This window comes from Bacillus sp. N3378-2at, assembly GCF_033412715.1.
Classification (GTDB): Bacteria; Bacillota; Bacilli; order Bacillales; family Bacillaceae; genus Bacillus; species Bacillus subtilis.
This window is the reverse complement of the sequence record NZ_CP117986.1, coordinates 2,130,001-2,153,848: the sequence shown is the minus strand read 5'-3', so window position 1 is coordinate 2,153,848 and position 23,848 is coordinate 2,130,001. Positions and strand designations below refer to the sequence as shown.

Annotated in this window: 20 protein-coding genes, 2 tRNA genes, 1 rRNA gene, 4 pseudogenes and 1 riboswitch (1 of these 28 cut by a window edge); of the genes and pseudogenes, 18 read left to right on the top strand and 9 right to left on the bottom strand. The window is 43.7% G+C overall.

What is annotated here, in order from left to right; all coding sequences use genetic code 11:
* Positions 1-58: 58 nt before the first annotated feature.
* The gene (locus PUN35_RS11640) at positions 59-688 is read right to left on the bottom strand and encodes a nitroreductase family protein (protein WP_003234135.1); all 630 of its coding nucleotides are present in this window, start codon (positions 686-688) and stop codon (positions 59-61) included.
* Between the two features lie 15 nt (positions 689-703).
* Positions 704-1,198, bottom strand: coding sequence for a MarR family transcriptional regulator (locus PUN35_RS11635; protein WP_072557150.1), 495 nt, complete (start codon positions 1,196-1,198; stop codon positions 704-706).
* Positions 1,199-1,509: 311 nt separating this feature from the next.
* On the opposite strand from PUN35_RS11635, the gene PUN35_RS11630 reads away from it, so the two are divergent.
* Entirely contained in the window at positions 1,510-2,718 is a 1,209-nt protein-coding gene (locus tag PUN35_RS11630) for an MFS transporter (protein ID WP_014475975.1), read from the top strand.
* A 36-nt stretch (positions 2,719-2,754) separates the two neighbouring features.
* On the opposite strand, the gene PUN35_RS11625 is transcribed toward PUN35_RS11630, so the two are convergent.
* A complete protein-coding gene (locus PUN35_RS11625; protein ID WP_003234130.1) occupies positions 2,755-3,492 on the bottom strand; it encodes a sulfite exporter TauE/SafE family protein in 738 nt (245 codons plus the stop codon).
* A 249-nt stretch (positions 3,493-3,741) separates the two neighbouring features.
* Here PUN35_RS11625 and PUN35_RS11620 point away from each other — a divergent pair, with 249 nt between their 5' ends.
* The 3 genes from PUN35_RS11620 to PUN35_RS11610 all read left to right on the top strand — a co-directional run bounded on the left by PUN35_RS11620 (position 3,742) and on the right by PUN35_RS11610 (position 7,154).
* The gene (locus PUN35_RS11620; protein WP_014479000.1) at positions 3,742-4,416 is read left to right on the top strand and encodes a GntR family transcriptional regulator; all 675 of its coding nucleotides are present in this window, start codon (positions 3,742-3,744) and stop codon (positions 4,414-4,416) included.
* Positions 4,417-4,542: 126 nt separating this feature from the next.
* Positions 4,543-5,805 carry a glycoside hydrolase family 18 protein gene (locus PUN35_RS11615; protein WP_014479001.1) on the top strand — a complete coding sequence of 421 codons (1,263 nt, stop codon included), beginning with the start codon at positions 4,543-4,545 and terminating at the stop codon, positions 5,803-5,805.
* A 161-nt stretch (positions 5,806-5,966) separates the two neighbouring features.
* Positions 5,967-7,154, top strand: a complete 1,188-nt coding sequence (locus tag PUN35_RS11610) for a macrolide family glycosyltransferase (protein ID WP_014479002.1) — start codon at positions 5,967-5,969, stop codon at positions 7,152-7,154.
* A gap of 38 nt (positions 7,155-7,192) precedes the next feature.
* Here the strand turns inward: PUN35_RS11610 and PUN35_RS11605 are convergent, their stop codons facing one another.
* Positions 7,193-7,903, bottom strand: a complete 711-nt coding sequence (locus PUN35_RS11605) for a membrane lipoprotein lipid attachment site-containing protein (RefSeq protein ID WP_033882275.1) — start codon at positions 7,901-7,903, stop codon at positions 7,193-7,195.
* A gap of 65 nt (positions 7,904-7,968) precedes the next feature.
* Positions 7,969-9,357: an alkaline phosphatase family protein gene (gene phoB / locus PUN35_RS11600; RefSeq protein WP_014479004.1), complete on the bottom strand. Its 1,389-nt coding sequence runs from the start codon at positions 9,355-9,357 to the stop codon at positions 7,969-7,971.
* Between the two features lie 330 nt (positions 9,358-9,687).
* Between phoB and fra the strand changes: the two genes are divergently transcribed.
* Positions 9,688-10,059 (top strand): iron chaperone frataxin, encoded by a 372-nt coding sequence (gene fra, locus PUN35_RS11595; protein ID WP_014479005.1) that lies wholly within the window; start codon positions 9,688-9,690, stop codon positions 10,057-10,059.
* A 74-nt stretch (positions 10,060-10,133) separates the two neighbouring features.
* Here fra and PUN35_RS11590 read toward each other — a convergent pair whose 3' ends face one another.
* Positions 10,134-10,631, bottom strand: a complete 498-nt coding sequence (locus PUN35_RS11590) for a YdhH/YoaO family protein (RefSeq protein WP_014479006.1) — start codon at positions 10,629-10,631, stop codon at positions 10,134-10,136.
* Between the two features lie 17 nt (positions 10,632-10,648).
* The gene (locus PUN35_RS11585) at positions 10,649-11,128 is read right to left on the bottom strand and encodes a GNAT family N-acetyltransferase (protein ID WP_014479007.1); all 480 of its coding nucleotides are present in this window, start codon (positions 11,126-11,128) and stop codon (positions 10,649-10,651) included.
* A 70-nt stretch (positions 11,129-11,198) separates the two neighbouring features.
* Between PUN35_RS11585 and PUN35_RS11580 the strand changes: the two genes are divergently transcribed.
* The gene (locus tag PUN35_RS11580; RefSeq protein ID WP_014479008.1) at positions 11,199-12,176 is read left to right on the top strand and encodes an HD domain-containing protein; all 978 of its coding nucleotides are present in this window, start codon (positions 11,199-11,201) and stop codon (positions 12,174-12,176) included.
* Positions 12,177-12,317: 141 nt separating this feature from the next.
* Positions 12,318-12,938, top strand: coding sequence for a YdhK family protein (locus tag PUN35_RS11575; RefSeq protein ID WP_072592624.1), 621 nt, complete (start codon positions 12,318-12,320; stop codon positions 12,936-12,938).
* A gap of 12 nt (positions 12,939-12,950) precedes the next feature.
* Here the strand turns inward: PUN35_RS11575 and pbuE are convergent, their stop codons facing one another.
* Positions 12,951-14,117 carry a purine transporter PbuE gene (gene pbuE, locus PUN35_RS11570; RefSeq protein WP_014479010.1) on the bottom strand — a complete coding sequence of 389 codons (1,167 nt, stop codon included), beginning with the start codon at positions 14,115-14,117 and terminating at the stop codon, positions 12,951-12,953.
* Positions 14,118-14,172: 55 nt separating this feature from the next.
* Positions 14,173-14,272: riboswitch (purine riboswitch) on the bottom strand.
* A 177-nt stretch (positions 14,273-14,449) separates the two neighbouring features.
* On the opposite strand from pbuE, the gene PUN35_RS11565 reads away from it, so the two are divergent.
* The 8 genes and pseudogenes from PUN35_RS11565 (at position 14,450) to gmuG (ending at position 21,391) form a co-directional block, all read left to right on the top strand.
* Entirely contained in the window at positions 14,450-14,761 is a 312-nt protein-coding gene (locus PUN35_RS11565; protein WP_014475989.1) for a PTS sugar transporter subunit IIB, read from the top strand.
* Positions 14,761-15,093, top strand: a pseudogene (locus tag PUN35_RS11560) (PTS lactose/cellobiose transporter subunit IIA). Before PUN35_RS11565 ends, PUN35_RS11560 begins: the two are co-directional and overlap by 1 nt.
* 18 nt (positions 15,094-15,111) lie before the next feature.
* Positions 15,112-16,439: pseudogene (gene celB / locus PUN35_RS11555) on the top strand (PTS cellobiose transporter subunit IIC).
* Positions 16,440-16,456: 17 nt separating this feature from the next.
* Complete coding sequence (gmuD, locus tag PUN35_RS11550) at positions 16,457-17,854, top strand: 6-phospho-beta-glucosidase GmuD (protein ID WP_014479015.1); 1,398 nt, start codon at positions 16,457-16,459, stop codon at positions 17,852-17,854.
* 148 nt (positions 17,855-18,002) lie between these two features.
* On the top strand, positions 18,003-18,716 hold the full coding sequence (gene gmuR / locus PUN35_RS11545) for a transcriptional regulator GmuR (protein WP_014479016.1): 714 nt from the start codon (positions 18,003-18,005) through the stop codon (positions 18,714-18,716).
* 28 nt (positions 18,717-18,744) lie between these two features.
* Positions 18,745-19,644 (top strand): ROK family protein, encoded by a 900-nt coding sequence (gmuE, locus tag PUN35_RS11540; RefSeq protein WP_014479017.1) that lies wholly within the window; start codon positions 18,745-18,747, stop codon positions 19,642-19,644.
* Positions 19,641-20,284 (top strand): annotated as a pseudogene (manA, locus tag PUN35_RS11535) (mannose-6-phosphate isomerase, class I). Before gmuE ends, manA begins: the two are co-directional and overlap by 4 nt.
* 18 nt (positions 20,285-20,302) lie before the next feature.
* Positions 20,303-21,391 (top strand): mannan endo-1,4-beta-mannosidase, encoded by a 1,089-nt coding sequence (gene gmuG, locus PUN35_RS11530; protein WP_014479019.1) that lies wholly within the window; start codon positions 20,303-20,305, stop codon positions 21,389-21,391.
* 58 nt (positions 21,392-21,449) lie between these two features.
* On the opposite strand, the pseudogene PUN35_RS11525 reads toward gmuG, so the two are convergent.
* Positions 21,450-22,303 (bottom strand): annotated as a pseudogene (locus PUN35_RS11525) (manganese catalase family protein).
* Positions 22,304-22,621: 318 nt separating this feature from the next.
* On the opposite strand from PUN35_RS11525, the gene PUN35_RS11520 reads away from it, so the two are divergent.
* The 3 genes from PUN35_RS11520 to PUN35_RS11510 all read left to right on the top strand — a co-directional run.
* Positions 22,622-22,698, top strand: a tRNA-Arg gene (locus tag PUN35_RS11520).
* A gap of 13 nt (positions 22,699-22,711) precedes the next feature.
* Positions 22,712-22,785, top strand: a tRNA-Gly gene (locus PUN35_RS11515).
* Positions 22,786-22,945: 160 nt separating this feature from the next.
* Positions 22,946-23,848, top strand: a 16S ribosomal RNA gene (locus PUN35_RS11510) (it continues 647 nt past the right edge of the window).

The window sequence follows — 23,848 nt, the reverse complement described above, 5'->3', positions numbered from 1 at the left end:
CAAATGGCGGCTGTACTTAAAAACAAAGAGCCCGGAAAACATTCCCGGGCTCTTTGTTTTATTTCCATTCTGCAATTGTATCAATCGGCAGACGGTAGGAAGCATAGCCTTCGTCTGCTGCTTTTCCGATAGAAAGTAGCATAACCGGTACATAACGTTCTTTATCTAATCCGAAGGTTTCCGCGATGTTTTCTTTATCGTATCCGCCGATCGGGTTTGTATCGTAGCCATGCGCGCGTGCAGTCAGCATCAGCTGCATGGAAACAAGACCTCCATCAATCAGGATCGTTTCACGGTTGACCTGTGCCGGAAGCTTTTCAAAATGTGCGGTCAGCGCGGCGATTTGTCTGTCTTTGACCTCCTGCGGCATGTAACCAAGTTCCACGGCTTTTGAATAGATTTCTTCTAAGTAGTCTGCATTGTTCATGTCTGCAAATACAGCGATGACAGCAGATGATGTTGTGACCTGTGTTTGGTTAAAGCTTGCAAGCGGTGCGAGCTTTTCTTTTCCTTCCGGGCTGTCAATGACAAGAAAACGCCATGGCTGCGCGTTAACAGAAGATGGGGCAGTTGTTGCTTCCTCTAAGATCTCTGTCATTTCTTCTTTGCTGATTTTTACTGCCGGATCATAGTTGCGGATAGAACGGCGGCCTTTCATAATTTCCATAAAATCGTTTGTTTTGATCATGTTGATACACTCCTCTTAAGCTTCAATATTATCTATATTGTTTCGCATGCGCGCCAGCACATCAATGAGCAGGCGGCGTTCTTCTGCGCTTACATTTGCGAGCATTTCCTTCATGAAACGCTCCTTTTCCTTCTTAGAAGACTCAATTCGCTCTCTTCCTTGGTCTGTTAACCGAACAAGGGTGATGCGGTTGTCCTCAGGCTTGCGCCGCCTTGATACCATGCCTTTAGCTTCCAGCTGTTTCAGGTGTCTGGTAACGGCTGCGCTATCGATATTTACTTTCTTTTGAAGGTCGCTTTGACTGATCTCATCTGCATGATAAAGCAATGTCAGCAATTCCAAACGAGATTGGCTGATGCCCGTGCATGCCTCGAACTTCACGCCAATCACCTTGTTCACGCCTTGCAGCTGATATAAAATCTCGGCTTCCTCTGAACAAAATGACGCCAAAACCCATCCCTTCTTTCCTGTCAAAACTATTAATTGATATATCAATGATTGACACGTCAATTAATATACAACGATTGATTTCATCTTGCAAGCTATTTGCACTCTAGAAAAACCTCCCAGCGTATAAAATTCGCTAGGCTAGAACTTAGCAAAAAAAGCTGGCCGCTTCTTCAGATGATGCTGGTCACGATGATTCCCTGCAACATTCCCATTTATAGGTGTTCGGAATATCACTTTGCCGTGCCCATGCTCAAGCGGCTTTCACAGGCTGAAAGTTATGATACAATATACAAATGTTTCACAGCTTCAATCCATTGTTGGAGCTGACATCCATTATATAAGGGACTAGGTTGAAGGGAAGGTTTGATAACATGCTGCACAATCCAACTGGAAAAGAACGCTTGGCACTAGCGTTTCTGCTCGGTATGCTTGCTATATTGGGCCCGCTTAATATAGATATGTATTTGCCAAGTTTTCCTGAAATCGCGGAAGATTTATCAGCAAGTGCTTCACTTGTTCAGTTAAGTTTAACAGCCTGTCTGGTCGGACTTACGATCGGCCAGCTGATTGTCGGGCCGGTCAGCGATGCGCAGGGAAGACGAAAACCGCTATTAATCTGTATTTTTTTATTTGCGTTATCTTCTCTGTTTTGTGCACTGTCGCCCAATATAACAACTTTAGTGGCTGCGCGTTTTTTACAAGGCTTCACTGCTTCTGCAGGGCTTGTGCTGTCTCGCGCAATCGTCCGCGATGTGTTTACCGGAAGAGAGCTTTCTAAATTTTTCTCGCTGTTAATGGTCATTACCGCGGTGGCGCCAATGGTTGCGCCTATGACAGGCGGTGCCATTTTGCTTTTGCCGTTCGCAACGTGGCATACAATTTTTCACGTCCTCATGATCATCGGATTTTTACTAGTTCTTCTGATTGCATTGAGGTTAAAAGAAACGCTTCCGCCGGAAAAACGGATTCCAAGCTCAATCGGAACATCCGTCAAAACGATGGGCAGCCTGCTGAAGGATCGATCCTTTATGGGGTACGCGTTAACTGTCGGATTTATTCACGGGGGAAGCTTTGCATATGTGTCTGGTACGCCTTTTGTATACCAGGATATCTACGGGGTGTCGCCGCAGGTATTTAGTATTCTTTTTGGCATTAACGGGCTGGCGATTATATCGGGCAGCTTTATCATCGGACGCTTTGGCGGAATCATTCATGAAAAAAGCCTGCTTCGTATAGCGGTCATTACGGCTATGATTGCGACGGCTGTGCTATTAACCATGACCATGATTCACGGTCCTCTTGCTACATTAGTCATATCCATTTTCATTTACATGATTACGATCGGCATGGTTCTGACCAGCACGTTTACCCTGGCCATGGAAAAGCAGGGGCACCGCGCCGGAAGTGCAAGTGCGCTGCTTGGGATGCTCCCGCTGCTCCTTGGTTCAATCGTGTCACCGCTTGTAGGCATTAATGAGACAACAGCCGTTCCGATGGGAGCCATCATGTTTGTAACAGCTGTCATCGGCTCACTGGCGTTTTTTGGATTAACGAAAGAACGAGTAGGGCAGAATTCATAAAAAAAACCTGACATGACGTCAGGTTTTTTGTTTTATTTAGAATAACAACAGCAGGCCTGCAATCGCCGGAGTCAAAAAGATGGCTGATTTCAAAACCACCTTTGGCATGAGGTTGGTGAATTTCGCGCCTACATAGGCACCGCACATTGTCCCGACCAGAACTTTGACAAGCAAAACGTAATCAACAAAACCTTCTGTAATATATCCGATGCCTCCACCTACAGCCAAAGGGATGATCACAAGCATCGTCGTTCCGACAGAATGGCGAATGGACAGATTCAGCATAATCATTAAACCGATTTGAATAAAAGGTGCCGACCCGATGCCGAATGTGCCGGAAAGAACGCCGGCTGCAATTCCTAAGATGACCGCTCTCGTATACGTTGAAAGAGTGCTTTGATTCACTTGAGCCTTCTCTTTTAAAATAAATAATCTGATTAAAATGAGAATTGCTGATAAAAATAACATTCCAGCCGTCAAATAATGAAGCAAATCAGCCGGAATAAAAGATGTCAGCTTGGCGCCGAAAAATGAGCCAACCGCAGCAAAGCCTCCGACTATTAAGCCGATTTTCATTTGAATGTTGCCCTCGCGATAGTGGCTGTATGCCCCTGATAAGCTTGTAAAAGCCATGCCGGCAAGCGAAGTGCCTAAAGCCGTATGAATCGGGATATGGAAAAGAAGCGTTAAAAGGGCAATGACAAAGCCGGCTCCACCGGCGCCAATAAAGCCTAAAATAATTCCTAGAAGAAACATAACAAGAATAATGAGCATATTTTTTCCTCCATTGAAAAGATGTAAAAAATGTAATCGTGCGCTATTCTGGCGGAGGTATATTGTCCTATTGACGAAGAAAAACACGTCGTTTTTTCAGTTGCCAGTAGTCCGTCGACCGTCGTTCAGCAAGCATATCGTACCTCAAATTCAGGGATCTGACAAGGCAGTTTGTTGCTTCCCATTACCATCTGTTATATGATTTTGATGAAGAAAAGCCCTTGAATATATTCAAAAGAGGTATTATATATGGACGATTTTAAATTAGATAAGCCGACTCCCTACTACCTGCAATTTTATAACCAGCTAAAAAAAATGATCTTCAACGGGACTTTTAAGCCTGGGGAACGGATAAATGAAACACAGCTGGCGAAAAGCTTTGGCGTCAGCCGCTCTCCGATAAGGGAAGCCATGCGATTGCTTGAGAAAGATGGTTTGTTAAAAGCGGATGACCGAAATGGGTTTTCGATCACGTCGTTAACGGCAAAAGATGTAGATGAGATTTATAAAATCAGAATTCCGCTGGAGCAGCTGGCAGTCGAATTAGTCATAGACGAAGCGGACGAAGAAGAGCTGACCATACTCGAAAAACAGCTTGAAGAAACAGAGAAAGCCATTCGCAACGGCACGGAAGATACGGAAATCATTCGTTTAAACCAAAAATTTCATGAGCTGCTGGTTGATTTCAGCCATAACAGACATTTGAAAAATTTGCTTGAGCATGTAAATGACCTGATTCATTTTTGCAGAATTCTTAATTATACCGGCGACCACCGCGCAGAAACGATACTGCGTGAGCACCGCAGGATATTTGAAGAAGTGAAAAAGAAAAACAAAGAAGCAGCCAAACAACATGTGCTGGCTCATTTCAATCATGACTGTGAGCATTTGAAGCATGTGCTTGAAGAAGGTAAAGAGAATTGATTTCTATGATCCGGTACCAAGGGAGAGCAGAACCCTTGGTATTTTTTTATGTATTCACCACATATCTAAGAGGCCCCGTTAATAAGATTTTATGATGGTTTGACTAACGAATAATGGGGGTTAAACATGTTTATCCATATCGTCGGGCCTGGTGATTCTTTGTTTTCGATAGGCAGAAGATACGGTGCTTCTGTTGATCAAATACGGGGTGTGAATGGTTTAGATGAAACGAATATCGTGCCGGGGCAGGCTCTGCTTATCCCTCTTTATGTATATACAGTCCAGCCTGGAGATACGCTTACCGCCATTGCAGCCAAAGCGTTTGTGCCATTAGAGCGACTGCGAGCCGCCAATCCGGGCATCAGCCCAAATGCTTTACAAGCGGGAGCAAAAATAACGATTCCTTCGATCTCAAATTACATTGCGGGAACGTTAAGTTTTTACGTGCTCCGAAATCCTGACCTCGATCGGGAATTAATCAATGATTATGCGCCATACTCGTCTTCGATTTCGATTTTCGAATACCATATTGCACCGAACGGCGACATTGCAAACCAATTGAATGATGCGGCCGCTATTGAGACAACATGGCAAAGACGGGTGACGCCGCTGGCAACAATAACGAACCTTACATCAGGAGGCTTCAGTACGGAGATTGTTCACCAAGTGCTAAACAATCCGACAGCGAGAACCAATCTGGTCAACAACATTTATGACTTAGTTTCCACAAGGGGATATGGCGGTGTCACAATCGATTTTGAGCAGGTGAGCGCCGCGGATCGCGATCTTTTCACTGGGTTTTTACGCCAGCTGAGAGATCGCCTTCAGGCGGGAGGGTATGTGCTGACGATAGCTGTTCCGGCAAAAACAAGCGATAATATTCCCTGGCTGAGAGGCTACGATTACGGGGGGATAGGAGCGGTTGTCAATTATATGTTTATCATGGCTTATGATTGGCATCATGCCGGAAGTGAGCCGGGTCCTGTAGCGCCGATTACTGAAATAAGGAGAACCATTGAGTTTACGATTGCGCAGGTGCCGAGCAGAAAAATCATTATCGGAGTCCCGCTCTACGGGTACGACTGGATCATCCCGTACCAGCCGGGCACAGTTGCTTCAGCGATTTCAAATCAAAACGCAATCGAAAGAGCGATGAGGTACCAATCCCCGATACAATATTCAGCCGAATATCAATCACCGTTTTTCCGGTACAGTGATCAGCAGGGGCGGACGCATGAGGTATGGTTTGAGGATGTCAGAAGCATGAGCCGGAAGATGCAGATCGTCCGCGAATACAGATTGCAGGCTATTGGCGCTTGGCAGTTAACGCTGGGCTTTACACCGGGCCCATGGCTTCTGCGGAAATTTTTTACGATCAGAAAAGTGTAAAAAAAGACACCAGAGCTTGGGTGTCTTTTTTTTTGATTAAGTCCAGAGCAGCAGAATAGTTCATTCATTTGTACCTTGCATGGGTTGTGTTCCCATTTTACGATTAGTAGTAGTCTGATCAAACAAAGAGTCAGAATACGATTTGAGAGGGAGTTGTCTACATGAAGACAGTATTGATTTTGAATTTTCCTGCGGAAGGCCATGTGAATCCTACCTTAGGCATTACAAAAGCGTTTTCCGATAAGGGATATGATGTCCATTATATATCCACTGAAAAATATAAAAAACGATTAGAAGCAGCGGGAGCAACGGTCCATCTTCACCGGGATCTGCTGCGAACGACACCTATTCATGTCGGTTCGCCCAATGGCATTCTTGATTTCGTGAAAATCCATATCAAAACGTCATTGGACATTTTACAGATTGTCAAAGACTTATCTAAGAGCATTCAATTTGATTTTGTTTATTATGATAAATTCGGCGCGGGGGAATTGGTAAGGGATTACTTAGATATTCCAGGAGTCTCTTCATCGGCGTCTTTCTTGTTTGGCGAGGAGCACCTGAAAATCCTGCCGCTGCATCCGGAGTCTGGAGCGCCGCTTGAATTGGATCAAGAGTGCGAAGATCTTTTGGCAAAAATGAAAGAAACGTACGGTGTTGCCCCGAAAAACCTGGTTCAATTCATGAACAATAAAGGGGAATTGAACGTAGTGTATACAAGCCGTTATTTTCAGCCAGAAAGTGATCGTTTCGGGGATGAATGTCTGTTTATCGGGCCAAGCTTTCCAAAGAGAGCGGAAAAAACGGATTTCCCGATTGAACAGCTAAAAGATGAGAGTGTCATTTATATTTCAATGGGGACTGTACTGGATCATACAGAGGATTTCTTCAACCTTTGTATTGATGCATTTTCAGGCTTTAACGGAAAAGTCGTCATCGCTGCCGGAGAAAAAGCGGACCTGACCAAATTAAAGCAGGCGCCGGAAAACTTTATCATTGCTCCGTATGTCCCTCAGCTGGAAGTGCTGGAGCAATCGGATGTTTTCATTACACACGGCGGAATGAACAGCGTAAACGAAGGCATTCATTTCAGCGTGCCACTGGTTGTCATGCCTCATGACAAGGATCAGCCGATGGTGGCGCAGCGTCTCTCTGAACTCCATGCAGGCTATGTCATCTCTAAAGATGAAGTCAATGCCCAAATATTAAAACAGGCCGTAGATGAGGTTTTGCGCAACGATCAGTATATGGCAGGCATTAAAAAAATCAATCAAAGCTTCAAAGAATGTATGGACATGGAAGAAGTGATGGAGCGGATTGATGAGTTGATTCGCCAAAAAAACAAATAAGAAAAAGAACTCCCGTACCTTGTACGGGAGTTCTTAATTTAAAACTTGATTTTGATTTTTTGAGCATCACTGATTTTCTTATGGTTATGGTCAAAGACGTCACTTGTCGTGATTTCGATCCACTCGATCTTTTTTGTTTTCTTCTCAGCATCCGCGGCCTTATCATGAGCATGGCCGCTTGATGCGTTCACAATAAAGCCGAGATTTCCGGACTTTTCGGCGCCGCCTTCCAATTCGCCGTTTAACTCTTCAAGATAAATATCTTTGTTCCAATCAAAGGTTTCACCCGTATTTGTTTTCATCAATGCAATCGGCGCAACATTTACTTTTTTTGTAGAGGTGTTCTTGATATCAACGAAAACCTTAACGAAATCAAACTCTTCATCATGTGTTAACTCATGAAAGTAATCAATCATGCTGTAGTCCGGGCGCAAGTGGATCAGCTTCATTTCTTTTACTGTTAACTCCACGTCGCCAATTTTATAGGTTTTGTTCACTTGTTTGATATCTTTTAAGACAGCTTTTCCTTTATCATCTGAAAACGTTTGGCCGACCTTATGCAATGACCGGTCATCAGTTACCTGGGAATTAGGCTGATAATCATCTGTGCTGTCCTTCTGGGATGAAGTGCTTTGCGGCTCAGCTTTTACTGTTTTCTCCCCGCCTGCATGCTGTTTTTCAGTACTGGCGTTTGATGAGCAGCCCGCAAGCATGATAGCAAAAACGAAAATTGAAAGAATTCTTCTCATGATGATTCCTCCATTAAAAAGAGATCCCGTTACTTCATACAAGCAACGGGACACCTTGTATTCTTTTACTTATCGTTAATCTTAATGTTGTATTGTAAAGCCTTGAAAACATTTTTGGCGATTTCTGTATTGTCGATTTGGCCGGCAAATGTCTCACTAGACGGACCGTATGCATAGACGGGAACATCTTCACCGGTATGTCCGCCTGTTGTCCATCCAGTGTGAGAGCGTTTATTAAAGATGTTCTCGATTGCGTTATCGATATCCAGTACTTCCTTCGATTTTGCCGCTTCTTCAACAGATTGAATTTCGGCTTTTGTTAAAGCCAATTTCTTTTGATCGATATATGTTTTCAACGTTTTTTCAACATCCGCGCCGTCAGCGATCTTTTCTGCCATAAAGTCTGGTGTGCGCTTTGCGGCTTTAATGGGTTCACTGAACCAATTGTAGATGCCGTCCGCACCGATGGAATATCCGCCGGTTGAGTGGTCAGCCGTTGCGACAACCAATGTGTGCTTGTCTTTTTTAGCGAAATCAATAGCTGCCTTATAAGCTTGTTCGAAGTCTTCCATCTCGCTCATGGCGCCGACGATATCATTGTCATGGCCCGCCCAGTCAATTTGGCTGCCTTCCACCATGAGGAAGAATCCGTCTTTATCCTTGTTTAATTTTTTAATGGCTGTGTTTGTCATGTCTTTAAGTGATGGAACATCCTTCGTCCGGTCAATCTTTTTAGGCAGGCCGCCGTCAGCGAATAGGCCGAGAACTTGGCTGTCTTTGTTTTTCAGCATGTCCTTGCGATTATCCACATAGCTGTACCCCGCCTTTTTGAATTCTTTAATCAAATTACGGTCCTTACGGTCAAAATTGCTCTTTCCTCCGCCTAAAAGGACATCAATTTTGTGCTTGCCGTTGACCATCTCATCAAAATAATCATCCGCAATTGAGTTCATATTTTTTCGGCTATGGTCGTGTGAACCGAAAGAGGCCGGAGTGGCGTGTGTAATTTCTGAAGTGGCCACAAGTCCTGTTGCTTTTCCTTTTTCTTTCGCAGCTTCAAGCACCGTTTTGGCTTCTGATCCGTCGTTATCAACGGCTATGGCATTATTGTATGTTTTAATTCCCGCAGACATAGCTGTTGCCGCCGCTGCAGAATCCGTTACATTTTGTTCAGGATCATCGGGGTAAGTTGTTTGCTGGCCGACAAGGTACTGATCTAAAGCCGTAGGCTCCACAACTTTTGTCTTTTTATTATCCTTTAAGTATCGATAAGCGGACGTGTAAGACACACCCATACCATCACCAATCAGAACAATAACATTTTTAATTTCGTCTTGGTTCCCCTTTTTCTTTTCCTGGGCGCTGGCTTCAGGCACACTGCCGCTGGCTAAGCTGCTGAACGCAATAGATGATAAAACCGCGATAGGCAGTAATTTCTTCGGGAATTTTTTCAACTGGATAACCTCCTAAATATAGATGAATCTCAATGACAACCCAATTATATTTTTAAACTGTTAAGCTAGTATTAATCGATTTTAAAGATTGGATTTACAAGAATAATGAACTGCTATCAAGAGAAAGGAAAGAGTGATAGTACTATAGAAATAAATTGGAGGAATAGATACTGGCCGTGGATAGGCGGACTGAAATCTGCTATAGTCGCATAGAAGCAACCCGCTTACATCTTGAACAATTGTAAGTATTATGTTGGAAGAGGTATTGTGTAAGTACATGTCTGAGCAGTTCATATGGAGTGGCATCATTTTATTTTAGGAGGGAACAACATGGACGTTTTTTCTGAGTATTTAGCGGGGATTGATGACCCGTTCCACCAAGAAAGAACGGAAGAGGTGTTGACTTGGATCAAAGATAAATATCCAAATTTACATACAGAAATAAAATGGAACCAACCGATGTTTACGGATCACGGTACATTTATTATTGGCTTTAGTGTTTCTAAAAAGCATTTAGCTGTCGCTCCTGAAAAAGTAACGATAGCGCACGTAGAGGATGATATTGTGAAGGCCGGATATGATTACACCGAGCAGCTGATACGTATCCCTTGGAACGGTCCAGTTGATTACACGCTACTTGAGAAAATGATTGAGTTTAATATTCTGGATAAGGCGGACTGCTCCACTTTTTGGCGGAAATGAAGAAAAAGGCATAGCATATGAGCTGTATAAAATATGTTATGCCTTTTCATTTGTCTATTTTTCGTTTTGATCATCTATTGCTGCTTTTCATCAAACAAGGTCTTTTCATTGAGCGTAAGCTGACTCGTAGAATAATGATTACCTTGTTTCCATTTCACTTCAATCGTAATATCATGGCCTTCAAGCTCATGTTCATCTAACCGCTCTAAAAAAGAAACAGACTTTTCTTTTGCGCTTCCATCAGAAAAAGTGCCTCCGGAATAGTCACGCATTGGAATTTCCGTGTTAGAACTCAGCAGAACTTCATCATCTTTTTTTACAATCAGTGATTCCAAATAAGTGTTGTCTGTTTCAATTGTATCACCGATCCAATAAAGTTTGCCGCTGTATTCATTCGGTGCATCTTCATTTTTTGTGAAAACAGCTTCCCAATTCTGATCTTTGCTTTCTCCCTGCCAATTCGGATACTCCAAACGAACATGATGAATCAGGTGATAGGAAAAAAAGATCAAGCAGAAAGCGATTAATAGGAATGCCGTGAAAATGAGAGGGTATTTATAATGACTGGACATAAAAGACTCCTATTCGTTTAATCAATTACCTTCGAAAATAGAATTTCATCCCGAATCAAAATGCCGTTTTCAGCCACCTCGGGAATCTCCGGCTTGAGTCGGCGCGCTTTTTCAACTGCGTTCGGAAACACTTCGGCGAATTGATAGCCTCTCTTTTGATAAAACGCCATCGCATGTACATTATCATTCGTTGTGATAAGCTTTATTCGTTGACAATGTGCATGTTTAGCCGTCTCTTCAACCTGCTGAAGTAAAGCTGTGCCGATTCCTTTATTTTGAATCATACTATCTAATGAAATAATTTCACAATCTTTCCCATCTATCAAGTATGTAATACAGCCAATGATTTCGCCGCTTTCATTTACTGCGGCAAATCCATCTAATTCATCACACCGAAAAATGCCGCTTGAAATCGCCATCTCGGGTGTACCCCAATGCTTGGCAAAAAAAGCGGTCAACATATGTTTCGCTATCTCATTGTTTGGGATGATGATCATCGTAACACTCCTCTATTGAAAGATTGCATATAAACAATATATAACAAAAAATAGATGTTGAGGTGACAGCATGGAAATCAGCGATGTTATTTACGGGCACCACCATATAGACGGAGTGCTGGAAGAGCTTATCAAAAGCGCTCCTGTGCAAAGATTAAAAGGAATCTATCAAGGCGGAGCAAGCTTTTTAGTCAATCAAAAGTGGAATGTGACCAGATATGAGCACTGCATCGGCGTAATGCTCCTCATCAAAAAGCTCGGAGGAACGATAGAAGAACAGATTGCGGGTCTGCTCCACGACGTATCACACACAGCTTTTTCTCATGTGGTCGACGTTGTCTTTGAAAATCAAGCAGAAGACTATCATGAAAACATCTTTCAACAAGTCATTGTTCACTCTGAAATCCCGGACATTTTACAAAAACACGGCTATCATACTGAAGAACTTTTATCTGACGATTCAAGGTGGACATTGCTCGAACAGCCCGCACCGGAGCTGTGTGCTGATCGGACAGACTATACGCTGCGTGATATATACCGATATGGACACATTAACCTGCACGAAGCGCAAACCTTTTTGGATCATCTTATTGTGAGAAACGGAAGGATGTTTCCAGATAGTATTGAAGCTGGCGAATGGTTTGTCAGTGTGTACTACAAGGAAGTAATTGATTTCTTTTTGAATCCTGTGAATGTATATGGATATGAATATTTAGCGCGAGCATTGAAGGCAGCGCTGCGGCATGATGTCATATCCGCAGAGGATCTGCTGAAAACGGACCAAGAGGTACTGAACATCCTGCGTGCATCAAAAAATGAAGAAGTTCTGAGCTTGCTTACATCCATTCATCCCGGCATACAAGTAATAGAAGATGACATCCAGTACGATTTCCATCAAAAGAAGAAAATGCGACTAATCGATCCATCCATTTTTTTTGATGGTGAATGGATCAAATCCTCAGATGCTTCTGAAAAGGTGAGGAAAATGGGTGAGGCCGCTTATCAAAAAGCAAAAAAAGGTGTGTATATAAAAATCTTAAATCAGTAATTGCCGCCTGACAGCGGCTTTTTTTATGTTTGGCTTTGCAAACAAAGGGGAATAGGACAAACTGCGGGAACGCTTTATGAGAATATCAGCGTATTTACATACCGTTCGGGGGTATAGTATTATCGAGAGGGCATGTTTTCATTGTCTGCGGGCAAAAGTTACAGGAAAAAAATGAAGCAAAGGAGAATGAATATGAAAATCTCTAAATATGCACTGGGAATTCTGATGTTATCTCTAGTTTTTGTTTTATCAGCATGCGGCAATAACAACAGTACGAAAGAAAGCACACATGACAATCATTCAGACTCCTCAACACATGAAGAGATGGACCATTCCGGATCAGCTGACGTTCCAGAGGGATTACAGGAATCTAAAAATCCGAAATACAAAGTAGGCAGCCAAGTAATCATCAATACTTCTCATATGAAAGGCATGAAAGGTGCTGAAGCTACGGTAACAGGCGCCTATGATACAACGGCGTATGTTGTTTCTTATACTCCGACTAATGGGGGACAGCGTGTGGATCATCACAAATGGGTGATCCAAGAAGAAATCAAAGATGCCGGAGATAAAACGTTACAACCCGGAGATCAGGTGATTTTAGAGGCTTCTCATATGAAAGGCATGAAAGGAGCAACAGCCGAGATCGATTCCGCGGAAAAAACAACTGTATACATGGTTGACTACACATCGACAACGAGCGGCGAAAAAGTGAAAAACCACAAATGGGTCACAGAAGATGAGCTTTCAGCTAAATCATAAAAAATCCTCCTTTTACAAGGAGGATTTTTTTGCTGTCTGAACAGGTCTTGTTAAAGAAATGAAAGCAAACAGGACAGCGATGATCACAATTGACCCGCCGCACCATGCTGTTGACACCACAGTACCCGTTTGATCCAAAACAACACCGCCAATGGCTGAGCCAAGGGCAATTCCGACTTGGAGGGCCGATGTGTTAAAGCTTTGCTGAATGTCAGACGAATCAGGTGCAATTTCAATTAAATAGCTTTGCTGAGCCGGGGCGAGGCTCCAGCTCAGAAGACCCCAAATCACCATGACAGGCAAAAAGAAAATCATAGACGATGTAGACAGCGGCAGTAAGAACATAATGATGGCAAAGGAACCGGTCACCAGCAAAATGCTCTTAAAGGAACCAAGCCGGTCAGATAGCGCTCCTCCGAAAGGGCCTCCGCATACGGCAGATATCCCGAAAAGGAAATAACAAATGCTGACCCAGAAAGAGCTCAGGTGAAGAGTCTCTTCTAAAAACGGCGCAAAGTAAGCGTAAAGCGTGTAGTGGCCAGCTAATGTAAACATCGTGACGAGGTGTGAACTCGCGATTTTCAGATTACCGATCGTCTTGAGCTGTTCCCGGAAAGGAATCATTTTTTCCGCCGGTATTCTTTCAAAGAAGATTGAAATAATCAGCATGGAGATCAGCGCCAACAGGCCGATGCCAAGGAACAAAATCCGCCACCCGAAGGAATCGCTGATTAAGATTCCGAGCGGCACACCTAATGCGATAGCAGAGCTGAAACCCATAAAAATAATTCCGATTGCGCGGGCTCTGTATTCAGGCGCAACAATTTTCGGGGCAATCGTTAAAGAAAGCACAACAATCAGCCCTGTACTCATCGCCGCCAATACCCTAGATACCATCAGTGTTGCGAAATTAGGGCTGAAGTAGGCGATAAGATTGCTAAGGAAGAAAACAAATAAAGCAATTAGATATAAGCGCTTCCGCTCAATCCTTGCAGTCAATGCCAAAAGCAGCGGCCCAGATACTGCATATCCCAGCGCAAACACACTGATCAGCTGTCCGGCTGAAACAATGGAAATGTCTAAATCATTTGCGATCTGAGGAAGAATTCCCCCCACAATTAACTCAACCAATCCGACTGCAATCGTAGAAGCTGCAAGCAGGAAAACTTTGAAATTCATAACAAACTCCTTTACTTAAATGTTTTGATAAATAAAAAAAATCCTGATTACAAAAAATGTCATAAACAAATTTTGTAATCAGGATTTTACGGTTCCTGGTAGACACCCTCAAACCATATTATTGAGGTTATACAAGTGATAATAGCTATTTAATTGATTCGTTTCCGTTGATGAGTGTACCACATTATGAATGAATCTTCCATAGAAAAATTTACAAAATGATGAACCGGAAAAGTATATGATTATATTTATTTTATAAAAGTATAGACATTTAAAAATAAATGACTATAATAATCGGTGTAAGCGTTTTAATCACAAGGGGGGGATAGCAGTTGAAAAAAATATTACTCGCGTGCAGTTCAGGAATGTCTACCAGTTTATTGGTGACAAAAATGAAGGAATACGCACAGTCTATCGGTGAGGAAGCAGAGATTTGGGCTGTTGGCCAGGATAAAGCAAAAGAAGACATGAGAAAAGCGGATGCCGTTTTGATCGGTCCGCAAATGAGCTTTCTGAAAAGCGAACTCCAAAAAGAAGCGGATCAATACAACATTCGGGTTGAAGTCATTGACATGATGGCCTACGGAATGGCAGATGGGAAAAAAGCGTATGAGCAGGCATTGTCCTTAATGGTGAATCAATAATGGAACAGATGAAAATCACGAATTTAACAGACGAGCAAATCAGTTTTCAGCTTATCCTGCACAGTGGCAATGCCCGCAGCTGCATCATACAATCACTGCGCGCCTACAAAGAAGGGAACAAGGATGAGGCGGATGCCCTCATTGCCAAGGCTGAGCAGGATTTATCCGCGGCCCATGACATTCACTTTCAAATGATACAAAAGGAATCCGGCTGAGAGGCACAAGCTTTCTCATTGCTGCTTATGCATGCGGAGGATCATCTGATGTCAACATTATCCATGAAAGAATTAGTGAAAGAGATGCTTGATATTTTTAAAACCAAGAATCTATAAATAATCGGGGTGGATAGGGTGTTCGAGAAAATCAGCCAATTCCTTGTTCCAATTGCAGGGAGGTTAAACAATAACCGCTATTTGCAAGTGCTGCGTGATGCATTTATGCTGGCTTTCCCGCTTACGATATTCGGGTCCATTTTTGTCGTGTTAACGAATTTGCCGTTTCTAAACAAAATCATGAACGCCTCAATGCTTACATCGTTTCAGTCTCATTTCGGCATTGCCTCCACGGCGACTATGGGCATTATGTCTGTCTTTGTTGTGTTCGGGATAGGCTATTACCTGTCAAAAAGCTATCAGGTCGAAGCTGTATTTGGCGGAGCGATCGCTTTGGTCTCCTTTTTGCTCTTAACGCCATTTATCGTTCAGCCGGAAACAGGAGATGCCGTTACAGGGGTTATTCCGGTCGACCGTCTCGGTGCAAAAGGGATGTTTCTTGGGATGATTACGGCATTTCTTTCTGGTGAAATTTACAGAAGAATCGTTCAAAAAAACCTGACAATCAAAATGCCAGCCGGCGTTCCGCCTGCTGTAGCAAAATCATTCGCCGCACTTATTCCGGCTTTTATCACATTGACCGTATTTTTGCTGATTAACGTAATGGTGACTCTGTTTTTTAAAACAAATATGCACGACGTTATTTATCACGCGATTCAGGCTCCGCTTGTCGGACTTGGAAGCGGTATCATTCCAACGCTGATTGCCGTGTTTTTCATACAAATTCTTTGGTTTTTCGGACTGCATGGACAGATCATTATCAACTCCGTGATGGACCCGATTTGGAATACACTGCAGTAGAAAACCTTTCTGCTTACACGGCGGGAAAAGAAATCCCTCATATTATTTCAAAACCGTTTATGGAGATTTATACAGTAGGGATGGGCGGAACCGGGATGACGCTTGCGATTGTGTTTACCATTCTCATATTCATGAAAAGCAGGCAGATGAAGCAAGTATCAAAACTTGGCCTCGCTCCCGGTATTTTTAACGTCAACGAACCGATTATCTTCGGGCTTCCGATTGTCATGAATCTGATCATTATTGTGCCTTGGGTGCTGGCACCGATGGTTGTTACGCTCGTCACCTATCTGGCTATGTCAGCCGGGCTCGTTCCGCCTCCGACTGGTGTGACAGTGCCGTGGACGGTTCCATTGTTCATTAATGGCATCATGGCGACGAACTCAATCATGGGGGGCGTGATGCAGCTTATCAATCTGCTGATTGTCTTCGTGATCTGGTTTCCGTTCCTAAAAGCAATGGATAAATTAAATCTGGCAAAAGAAAAAGAACAGGCTGTGCAGGAGACAGCTGCTCAGCAAAATGATAACAGCATAAAAATGTGACATAAGGGGAGAGAGACTTGGCACAAACAGAACAATATCGTTTTCCAAAGGATTTTTGGTGGGGATCATCGGCTTCAGCAACACAAACGGAGGGTGCCGCCGACAGAGACGGAAAAGGCCAGAATATATGGGATTATTGGTTTGAAAAAGAACCGCATCGTTTTTTTGATCATGTCGGCCCCGCAGACACATCCCAATTTTACGACAACTATAAAGAAGATATCAGGCTGATGAAGGAGCTTGGCCACAACTCGTTCCGGATGTCGATTTCCTGGTCACGATTAATACCAAACGGAACGGGCGAGATCAACGATAAAGCCGCAAATTTCTATAACAATGTCATTGATGAGTTAATCGCTAACGGAATTGAACCTTTTGTCAATTTGTTTCATTTCGATATGCCGATAGCGCTTCAAAAAATCGGTGGCTGGGTCAATAGAGAGACGGTTGACGCGTATGAAAACTATGCAAGAACTTGCTTCCGTTTGTTTGGCGGCCGGGTGAAAAAATGGTTTACGCATAATGAACCAATCGTTCCCGTAGAAGGCGGATACCTATATGATTTTCATTATCCAAACAAGGTCGACTTTAAAGAGGCCGTCCAGGTTGGATTTCATACGATGCTATCAAGTGCCCGCGCCATTCAGGCTTACAGGGAGATGAAGCAGGACGGAAAAATCGGCATCATCTTAAATTTGACCCCTTCATACCCGAGAAGCAGCCATCCGGCGGATGTGAAAGCCGGGGAAATCGCAGACGCGTTTTTTAACAGATCTTTTTTAGACCCATCTGTCAAAGGCGAATTTCCCAAAGAGCTGGTTGACATTTTGAAGCATGAAGGCTTTATGCCAGATTACAACGCTGAAGATCTTGACATCATCAAAAAGAACACGGTTGACCTGTTGGGAGTGAATTATTACCAGCCGAGACGTGTGAAAGCGAAAGAACATCTTCCGAATCCCGACGCTCCTTTTTTACCGGACAGGTATTTTGATCCCTACGTCATGCCGGGCCGCAAAATGAATCCGCATCGAGGCTGGGAGATCTATGAAAAAGGCGTTTATGATATTTTGATCAATTTAAAAGAAAACTACGGCAACATCGAGTGTTTTATCTCTGAAAACGGTATGGGGGTTGAAGGTGAAGAGCGCTTCAGGGATGAACAAGGCATCATTCAAGATGATTACCGGATTGAATTTATAAAAGAGCACCTCAAATGGATTCACCGCGCCATACAGGAAGGATCAAACGTAAAAGGTTATCACTTATGGACGTTCATGGACAACTGGTCTTGGACAAATGCCTATAAAAACCGATACGGATTTGTATCAGTCAATCTTGAGAAAGACGGAGAAAGAACCGTCAAAAAGAGCGGAAAATGGTTCAAAAAGGTTGCTGAGCATAGCGGTTTCTAGATTTTCCTAAAGGTCAAGATCTTCCGGCAATCATCATAACGAATAGAGATGACGAAAATCCGCAACATTGATGAAATAGGGAAAAGAACTTATGATATCCGTAAAAGCTTATGTGATATCAGACTCTAACAGCTGCCGGAGGATGCCAATGAATAAATACGAAATTATTGCAAATGAAATGAGAAATAGAATTAAAAATAACGTATATCCGATCGATCAGCCCATTCCTGATGAAGTATCTCTTGCAAAAGAATTTAACTCAAGCCGCATGACGATGAAGAGAGCCTTGGATAATTTAGTTGCCGAGGGTCTGCTGTTTAGAAAACGCGGCCATGGCACGTTTATTATTCAATCTGCAATACAGGATGACCATGTACATGTAGTCAGCAATGAGATTCTCGGATTGACCAACTTGCTGAAAGATAAAAAAATCCAAAGCAAGGTCATTCAGTTTAAAGTGCAATTTCCCACTGAGGAAGTGGCCGCCCATTTGTCTATTGATCAGAAAACACCGGTTTATTATGTCGTTCGGCTGCGAATTGTAGAAGGTGAACCCTATGTATTAGAAAAAACATATATGCCGACTCATTTAATACCGGGCATTAATGACGATGTCCTTCATGATTCGATCTACAATCATATTACAAATGTGCTGCAGCTCAAAATCGCCGGAACGCATCGGAAAATCAGAGCCTGCAAATCTGATCATATTGACCAGCAGCATCTGGGCTGCAAACAGGATGATCCAATTCTTGAAGTGGAACATGTGGGCTTCTTAGATACCGGGATTCCATTTGAATATTCCTTTTCACGTCATCGGCATGACAAGTTTGTTGTGACTTCTGTAAACATACGGCGCTGATTGCGGAGACAACAAGGAGGCCATCTGCATGCTTGGCGGTATTGAAGCAGGCGGCACAAAGGTTATTTGTGCTGTCGGTAAAGAAGATGGAACAATCATTGACCGAATAGAATTCCCTACAAAGATGCCGGATGAAACGATAGAGAAAGTGATTCAATATTTTCGCCAATTTTCATTACAGGCGATCGGCATCGGCTCCTTTGGCCCCGTTGATAACGATAAAACCAGTCAAACATACGGTACCATTATGGCCACGCCGAAAGCGGGCTGGAGACACTACCCCTTTTTGCAAACTGTTAAGAACGAAATGAAAATTCCAGTCGGATTTAGTACAGATGTCAACGCTGCGGCGCTGGGTGAATTCCTTTTCGGTGAAGCGAAGGGTCTCGACAGCTGCCTGTATATAACGATTGGTACTGGCATCGGTGCGGGCGCAATTGTAGGGGGCAGGCTCCTTCAGGGGCTGTCGCACCCAGAGATGGGCCATATTTATATCCGGAGGCACCCGGATGACGCATACCAAGGGAAGTGTCCTTATCATGGAGATTGCTTTGAAGGCTTGGCTTCCGGTCCCGCCATTGAAGCGCGCTGGGGAAAAAAAGCCGCGGATTTATCAGGTATAGCACAAGTCTGGGAACTGGAAGGGTACTATATTGCCCAAGCACTGGCTCAGTATATTTTGATCCTTGCACCTAAAAAAATCATTCTTGGCGGCGGCGTCATGCAACAGAAACAAGTGTTTTCTTATATCTATCAATATGTACCGAAAATCATGAACAACTACTTAGATTTTTCTGAATTGTCAGATGATATAAGTGATTATATTGTACCTCCACGTTTAGGCAGTAACGCCGGAATCATCGGCACGCTAGTTTTAGCGCATCAGGCCTTACAAGCAGAGGCAGCATCCGGGGAGGTGCGATCATGACGCATCCATTATTTTTAGAGCCTGTCTTTAAAGAAAGACTATGGGGAGGGACGAAGCTTCGTGACGCTTTGGCTACGCAATACCCTCACAAAAAACAGGTGAGTGCTGGGCCGTTTCTGCACATGCCCATGGCCCGTCGGCTGTAAAGAACGGCCCGCTGGCAGGAAAGACACTAGATCAAGTATGGCAAGATCACCCAGAGATATTCGGGTTTCCGGATGGTAAGGTGTTTCCGCTGCTGGTAAAGCTGCTGGACGCCAATATGGATCTCTCCGTGCAAGTCCATCCTGATGATGATTATGCAAAACTGCATGAAAATGGCGACCTTGGTAAAACGGTCATAACGATACCGCATATCGATAAAGTGCATACACCGGAAGTAAAAGAAGTTGGTAACGCTGAGATCATTGTTTATGTGCAATCAGATTATTTCTCAGTGTACAAATGGAAGATTAGCGGCCGAGCTGCTTTTCCTTCACATCAAACCTATTTGCTGGGGAGTGTTCTGAGCGGATCAGGACGAATCATAAATAATGGTATTCAGTATGAATGCAATGCAGGCTCACACTTTGTCTTGCCTGCGCATTTTGGCGAGTTTTCAATAGAAGGAACATGTGAATTCATGATATCTCATCCTTAATGAATGGGGGAGTTGCATTTGTTTAAGAAACATACGATCTCTTTGCTCATTATATTTTTACTTGCGTCTGCTGTTTTAGCAAAACCAATTGAAGCGCATACTGTGTCGCCTGTGAATCCTAATGCCCAGCAGACAACAAAAGCAGTGATGAACTGGCTTGCGCACCTGCCGAACCGAACGGAAAACAGAGTCCTTTCCGGAGCGTTCGGAGGTTACAGTCATGACACATTTTCTATGGCTGAGGCTGATAGAATCCGAAGCGCCACCGGGCAATCGCCTGCTATTTACGGCTGCGATTATGCCAGAGGGTGGCTTGAAACAGCTAAAATTGAAGATTCAATAGATGTAAGCTGCAACGGTGATTTAATGTCGTATTGGAAAAATGGCGGAATTCCGCAAATCAGTTTGCACCTGGCGAACCCTGCTTTTCAGTCAGGGCATTTTAAAACACCGATTACAAACGATCAGTATAAAAAAATACTAGATTCTTCAACAGCAGAAGGAAAACGGCTAAATGCCATGCTCAGCAAAATTGCTGACGGACTTCAAGAGCTGGAGAACCAAGGTGTGCCTGTTCTGTTCAGGCCGCTGCATGAAATGAACGGCGAATGGTTTTGGTGGGGACTTACATCATATAACCAAAAGGATAATGAAAGAATCTCTCTATATAAACAGCTCTACAAGAAAATCTATCATTATATGACCGACACAAGAGGACTTGATCATTTGATTTGGGTTTACTCTCCCGACGCCAACCGAGATTTTAAAACTGATTTTTACCCGGGCGCGTCTTACGTGGATATTGTCGGATTAGATGCGTATTTTCAAGATGCCTACTCGATCAATGGATACGATCAGCTAACAGCGCTTAATAAACCATTTGCTTTTACAGAAGTCGGCCCGCAAACAGCAAACGGCAGCTTCGATTACAGCCTGTTCATCAATGCTGTAAAACAAAAATATCCTAAAACCATTTACTTTCTGGCATGGAATGATGAATGGAGCCCAGCTGTAAACAAGGGTGCTTCGGCTTTATATCATGACAGCTGGACACTCAATAAGGGAGAAATATGGAACGGCGATTCTTTAACGCCAATCGTTGAATGAATCAGTAATGTACAATAAGAAGGTGCTCAAGAAGTTTCTTGAGCACCTTCCCACTGGATTAAGCATTCATATCGCCTAACCCAGGACTGTGTTCATTTGGTATTTCAGGAAGCACTGGTACGGGAAACCCTGCCGGTGGATCTATTACTTGTAACTCTCCGCCATTTCGGCTTGGAGATTTCCCTTGATAGATTTCATCGATTCTCGTTTCATCCAACCTAAAGTTAAACTGTGCATTATGGTAGCCTAATTCGACATACTTTCTGCACTCAGGATATTTATTAATGTCATAATTCGGCACAGGGAGGAGCTTCGCCCACTCAACGCCCAATGTCTCGAGCGCTTTCGCGAATGCATTCTGGTGAGCATTGTCGCGTACAATCAGAAAAGCAAGTGTTTCGCGGAATGTCTGATTAGAGCTCATTTCATAAATTCTTGTTTTTTGCAGCACACCTGTCGACTCAAGAAGCAGGTTATCCAGCAGGTCAGTAATTAAGTTTCCGTGGTTATACACCCACGACCCGTTCCACGGATTGCCTCCTGCATCAACCGGAAGGGAACTTTGCGCTCCAATAATATAATGATGAGGATTAGCATGTTTAACCGCTTCATCAAGTGGCGCTTGATCTGTACCTTGACTGCCGACACCTTCACCGCCTGATTCATCTAATAAAGCATTGATTGTGTTTTGAACCAGTTCAACGTGGGCAATCTCCTCCAAAAAAATGCCACGAAGCAGATCGCGGTACTGTTTCTGCTTTCCTCTGAAATTAGAGCTTTGAAAAAAAAACTGCATCATTGTACGCATTTCTCCGTAATGACCGCCTAATATCTCCTGCAGGACCTTAGCAGCTGCCGGGTCTGGCTGTCCGGTTTAATGATATTAATCAGTTCCTCTTTGTAGTAATACATAACACGCCTCATTTCTTCTTAAGAGATTTTCTTATATTGTTTGTAAGATGAGATAAAATATATACATGAGAAGGGGTGAAAGAAGAGAATAAAAAAAAAGTGTTGACCAAATAAAACAGGCATGGTATATTATTAAACGTCGCTGATGAACAGCGTGAAACAAAACGAAAAACAAAAAAGTTTTTCTAAGGTGTTTACAAGATTTTAAAAATGTGTATAATAAGAAAAGTCGAATTGAAAAAGATTCGAAAAAACATTTTAAAAAAACTTCTTGACTTCAACATCAAATGATAGTATGATAGTTAAGTCGCTTGATAAGCGCCCGTAGCTCAATTGGATAGAGCGTTTGACTACGGATCAAAAGGTTAGGGGTTCGACTCCTCTCGGGCGCGCCATATAAGATACCATGCGGGTGTAGTTTAGTGGTAAAACCTCAGCCTTCCAAGCTGATGTCGTGAGTTCGATTCTCATCACCCGCTCCATTATTGAATGATCTTTGAAAACTAAACAAGACAAAACGTACCTGTTAATTCATTTTTAAAAATCGCACAGCGATGTGCGTAGTCAGTCAAACTAGGGCCTGCACGACGCAGGTCACACAGGTGTCACCGCGAGATGCGGTGAACTTAACCTGTGATCCATTTATCGGAGAGTTTGATCCTGGCTCAGGACGAACGCTGGCGGCGTGCCTAATACATGCAAGTCGAGCGGACAGATGGGAGCTTGCTCCCTGATGTTAGCGGCGGACGGGTGAGTAACACGTGGGTAACCTGCCTGTAAGACTGGGATAACTCCGGGAAACCGGGGCTAATACCGGATGGTTGTTTGAACCGCATGGTTCAAATATAAAAGGTGGCTTCGGCTACCACTTACAGATGGACCCGCGGCGCATTAGCTAGTTGGTGAGGTAACGGCTCACCAAGGCGACGATGCGTAGCCGACCTGAGAGGGTGATCGGCCACACTGGGACTGAGACACGGCCCAGACTCCTACGGGAGGCAGCAGTAGGGAATCTTCCGCAATGGACGAAAGTCTGACGGAGCAACGCCGCGTGAGTGATGAAGGTTTTCGGATCGTAAAGCTCTGTTGTTAGGGAAGAACAAGTACCGTTCGAATAGGGCGGTACCTTGACGGTACCTAACCAGAAAGCCACGGCTAACTACGTGCCAGCAGCCGCGGTAATACGTAGGTGGCAAGCGTTGTCCGGAATTATTGGGCGTAAAGGGCTCGCAGGCGGTTTCTTAAGTCTGATGTGAAAGCCCCCGGCTCAACCGGGGAGGGTCATTGGAAACTGGGGAACTTGAGTGCAGAAGAGGAGAGTGGAATTCCACGTGTAGCGGTGAAATGCGTAGAGATGTGGAGGAACACCAGTGGCGAAGGCGACTCTCTGGTCTGTAACTGACGCTGAGGAGCGAAAGCGTGGGGAGCGAACAGGATTAGATACCCTGGTAGTCCACGCCGTAAACGATGAGTGCTAAGTGTTAGGGGGTTTCCGCCCCTTAGTGCTGCAGCTAACGCATTAAGCACTCCGCCTGGGGAGTACGG

Excerpts from the sequence above, each read along its gene's own strand:
- PUN35_RS11615 (WP_014479001.1), top strand. The coding sequence starts at position 4,543 with ATGTTTATCCATATCGTCGGGCCTGGTGATTCTTTGTTTTCGATAGGC.
- PUN35_RS11580 (WP_014479008.1), top strand. The coding sequence starts at position 11,199 with ATGGAAATCAGCGATGTTATTTACGGGCACCACCATATAGACGGAGTG.
- fra (WP_014479005.1), top strand. The coding sequence starts at position 9,688 with ATGGACGTTTTTTCTGAGTATTTAGCGGGGATTGATGACCCGTTCCAC.
- PUN35_RS11605 (WP_033882275.1), bottom strand. The coding sequence starts at position 7,903 with ATGAGAAGAATTCTTTCAATTTTCGTTTTTGCTATCATGCTTGCGGGC.
- PUN35_RS11630 (WP_014475975.1), top strand. The coding sequence starts at position 1,510 with ATGCTGCACAATCCAACTGGAAAAGAACGCTTGGCACTAGCGTTTCTG.
- PUN35_RS11610 (WP_014479002.1), top strand. The coding sequence starts at position 5,967 with ATGAAGACAGTATTGATTTTGAATTTTCCTGCGGAAGGCCATGTGAAT.
- PUN35_RS11590 (WP_014479006.1), bottom strand. The coding sequence starts at position 10,631 with ATGTCCAGTCATTATAAATACCCTCTCATTTTCACGGCATTCCTATTA.
- PUN35_RS11585 (WP_014479007.1), bottom strand. The coding sequence starts at position 11,128 with ATGATCATCATCCCAAACAATGAGATAGCGAAACATATGTTGACCGCT.
- PUN35_RS11640 (WP_003234135.1), bottom strand. The coding sequence starts at position 688 with ATGATCAAAACAAACGATTTTATGGAAATTATGAAAGGCCGCCGTTCT.
- PUN35_RS11625 (WP_003234130.1), bottom strand. The coding sequence starts at position 3,492 with ATGCTCATTATTCTTGTTATGTTTCTTCTAGGAATTATTTTAGGCTTT.
- pbuE (WP_014479010.1), bottom strand. The coding sequence starts at position 14,117 with ATGAATTTCAAAGTTTTCCTGCTTGCAGCTTCTACGATTGCAGTCGGA.
- PUN35_RS11620 (WP_014479000.1), top strand. The coding sequence starts at position 3,742 with ATGGACGATTTTAAATTAGATAAGCCGACTCCCTACTACCTGCAATTT.
- gmuR (WP_014479016.1), top strand. The coding sequence starts at position 18,003 with ATGAATAAATACGAAATTATTGCAAATGAAATGAGAAATAGAATTAAA.
- gmuE (WP_014479017.1), top strand. The coding sequence starts at position 18,745 with ATGCTTGGCGGTATTGAAGCAGGCGGCACAAAGGTTATTTGTGCTGTC.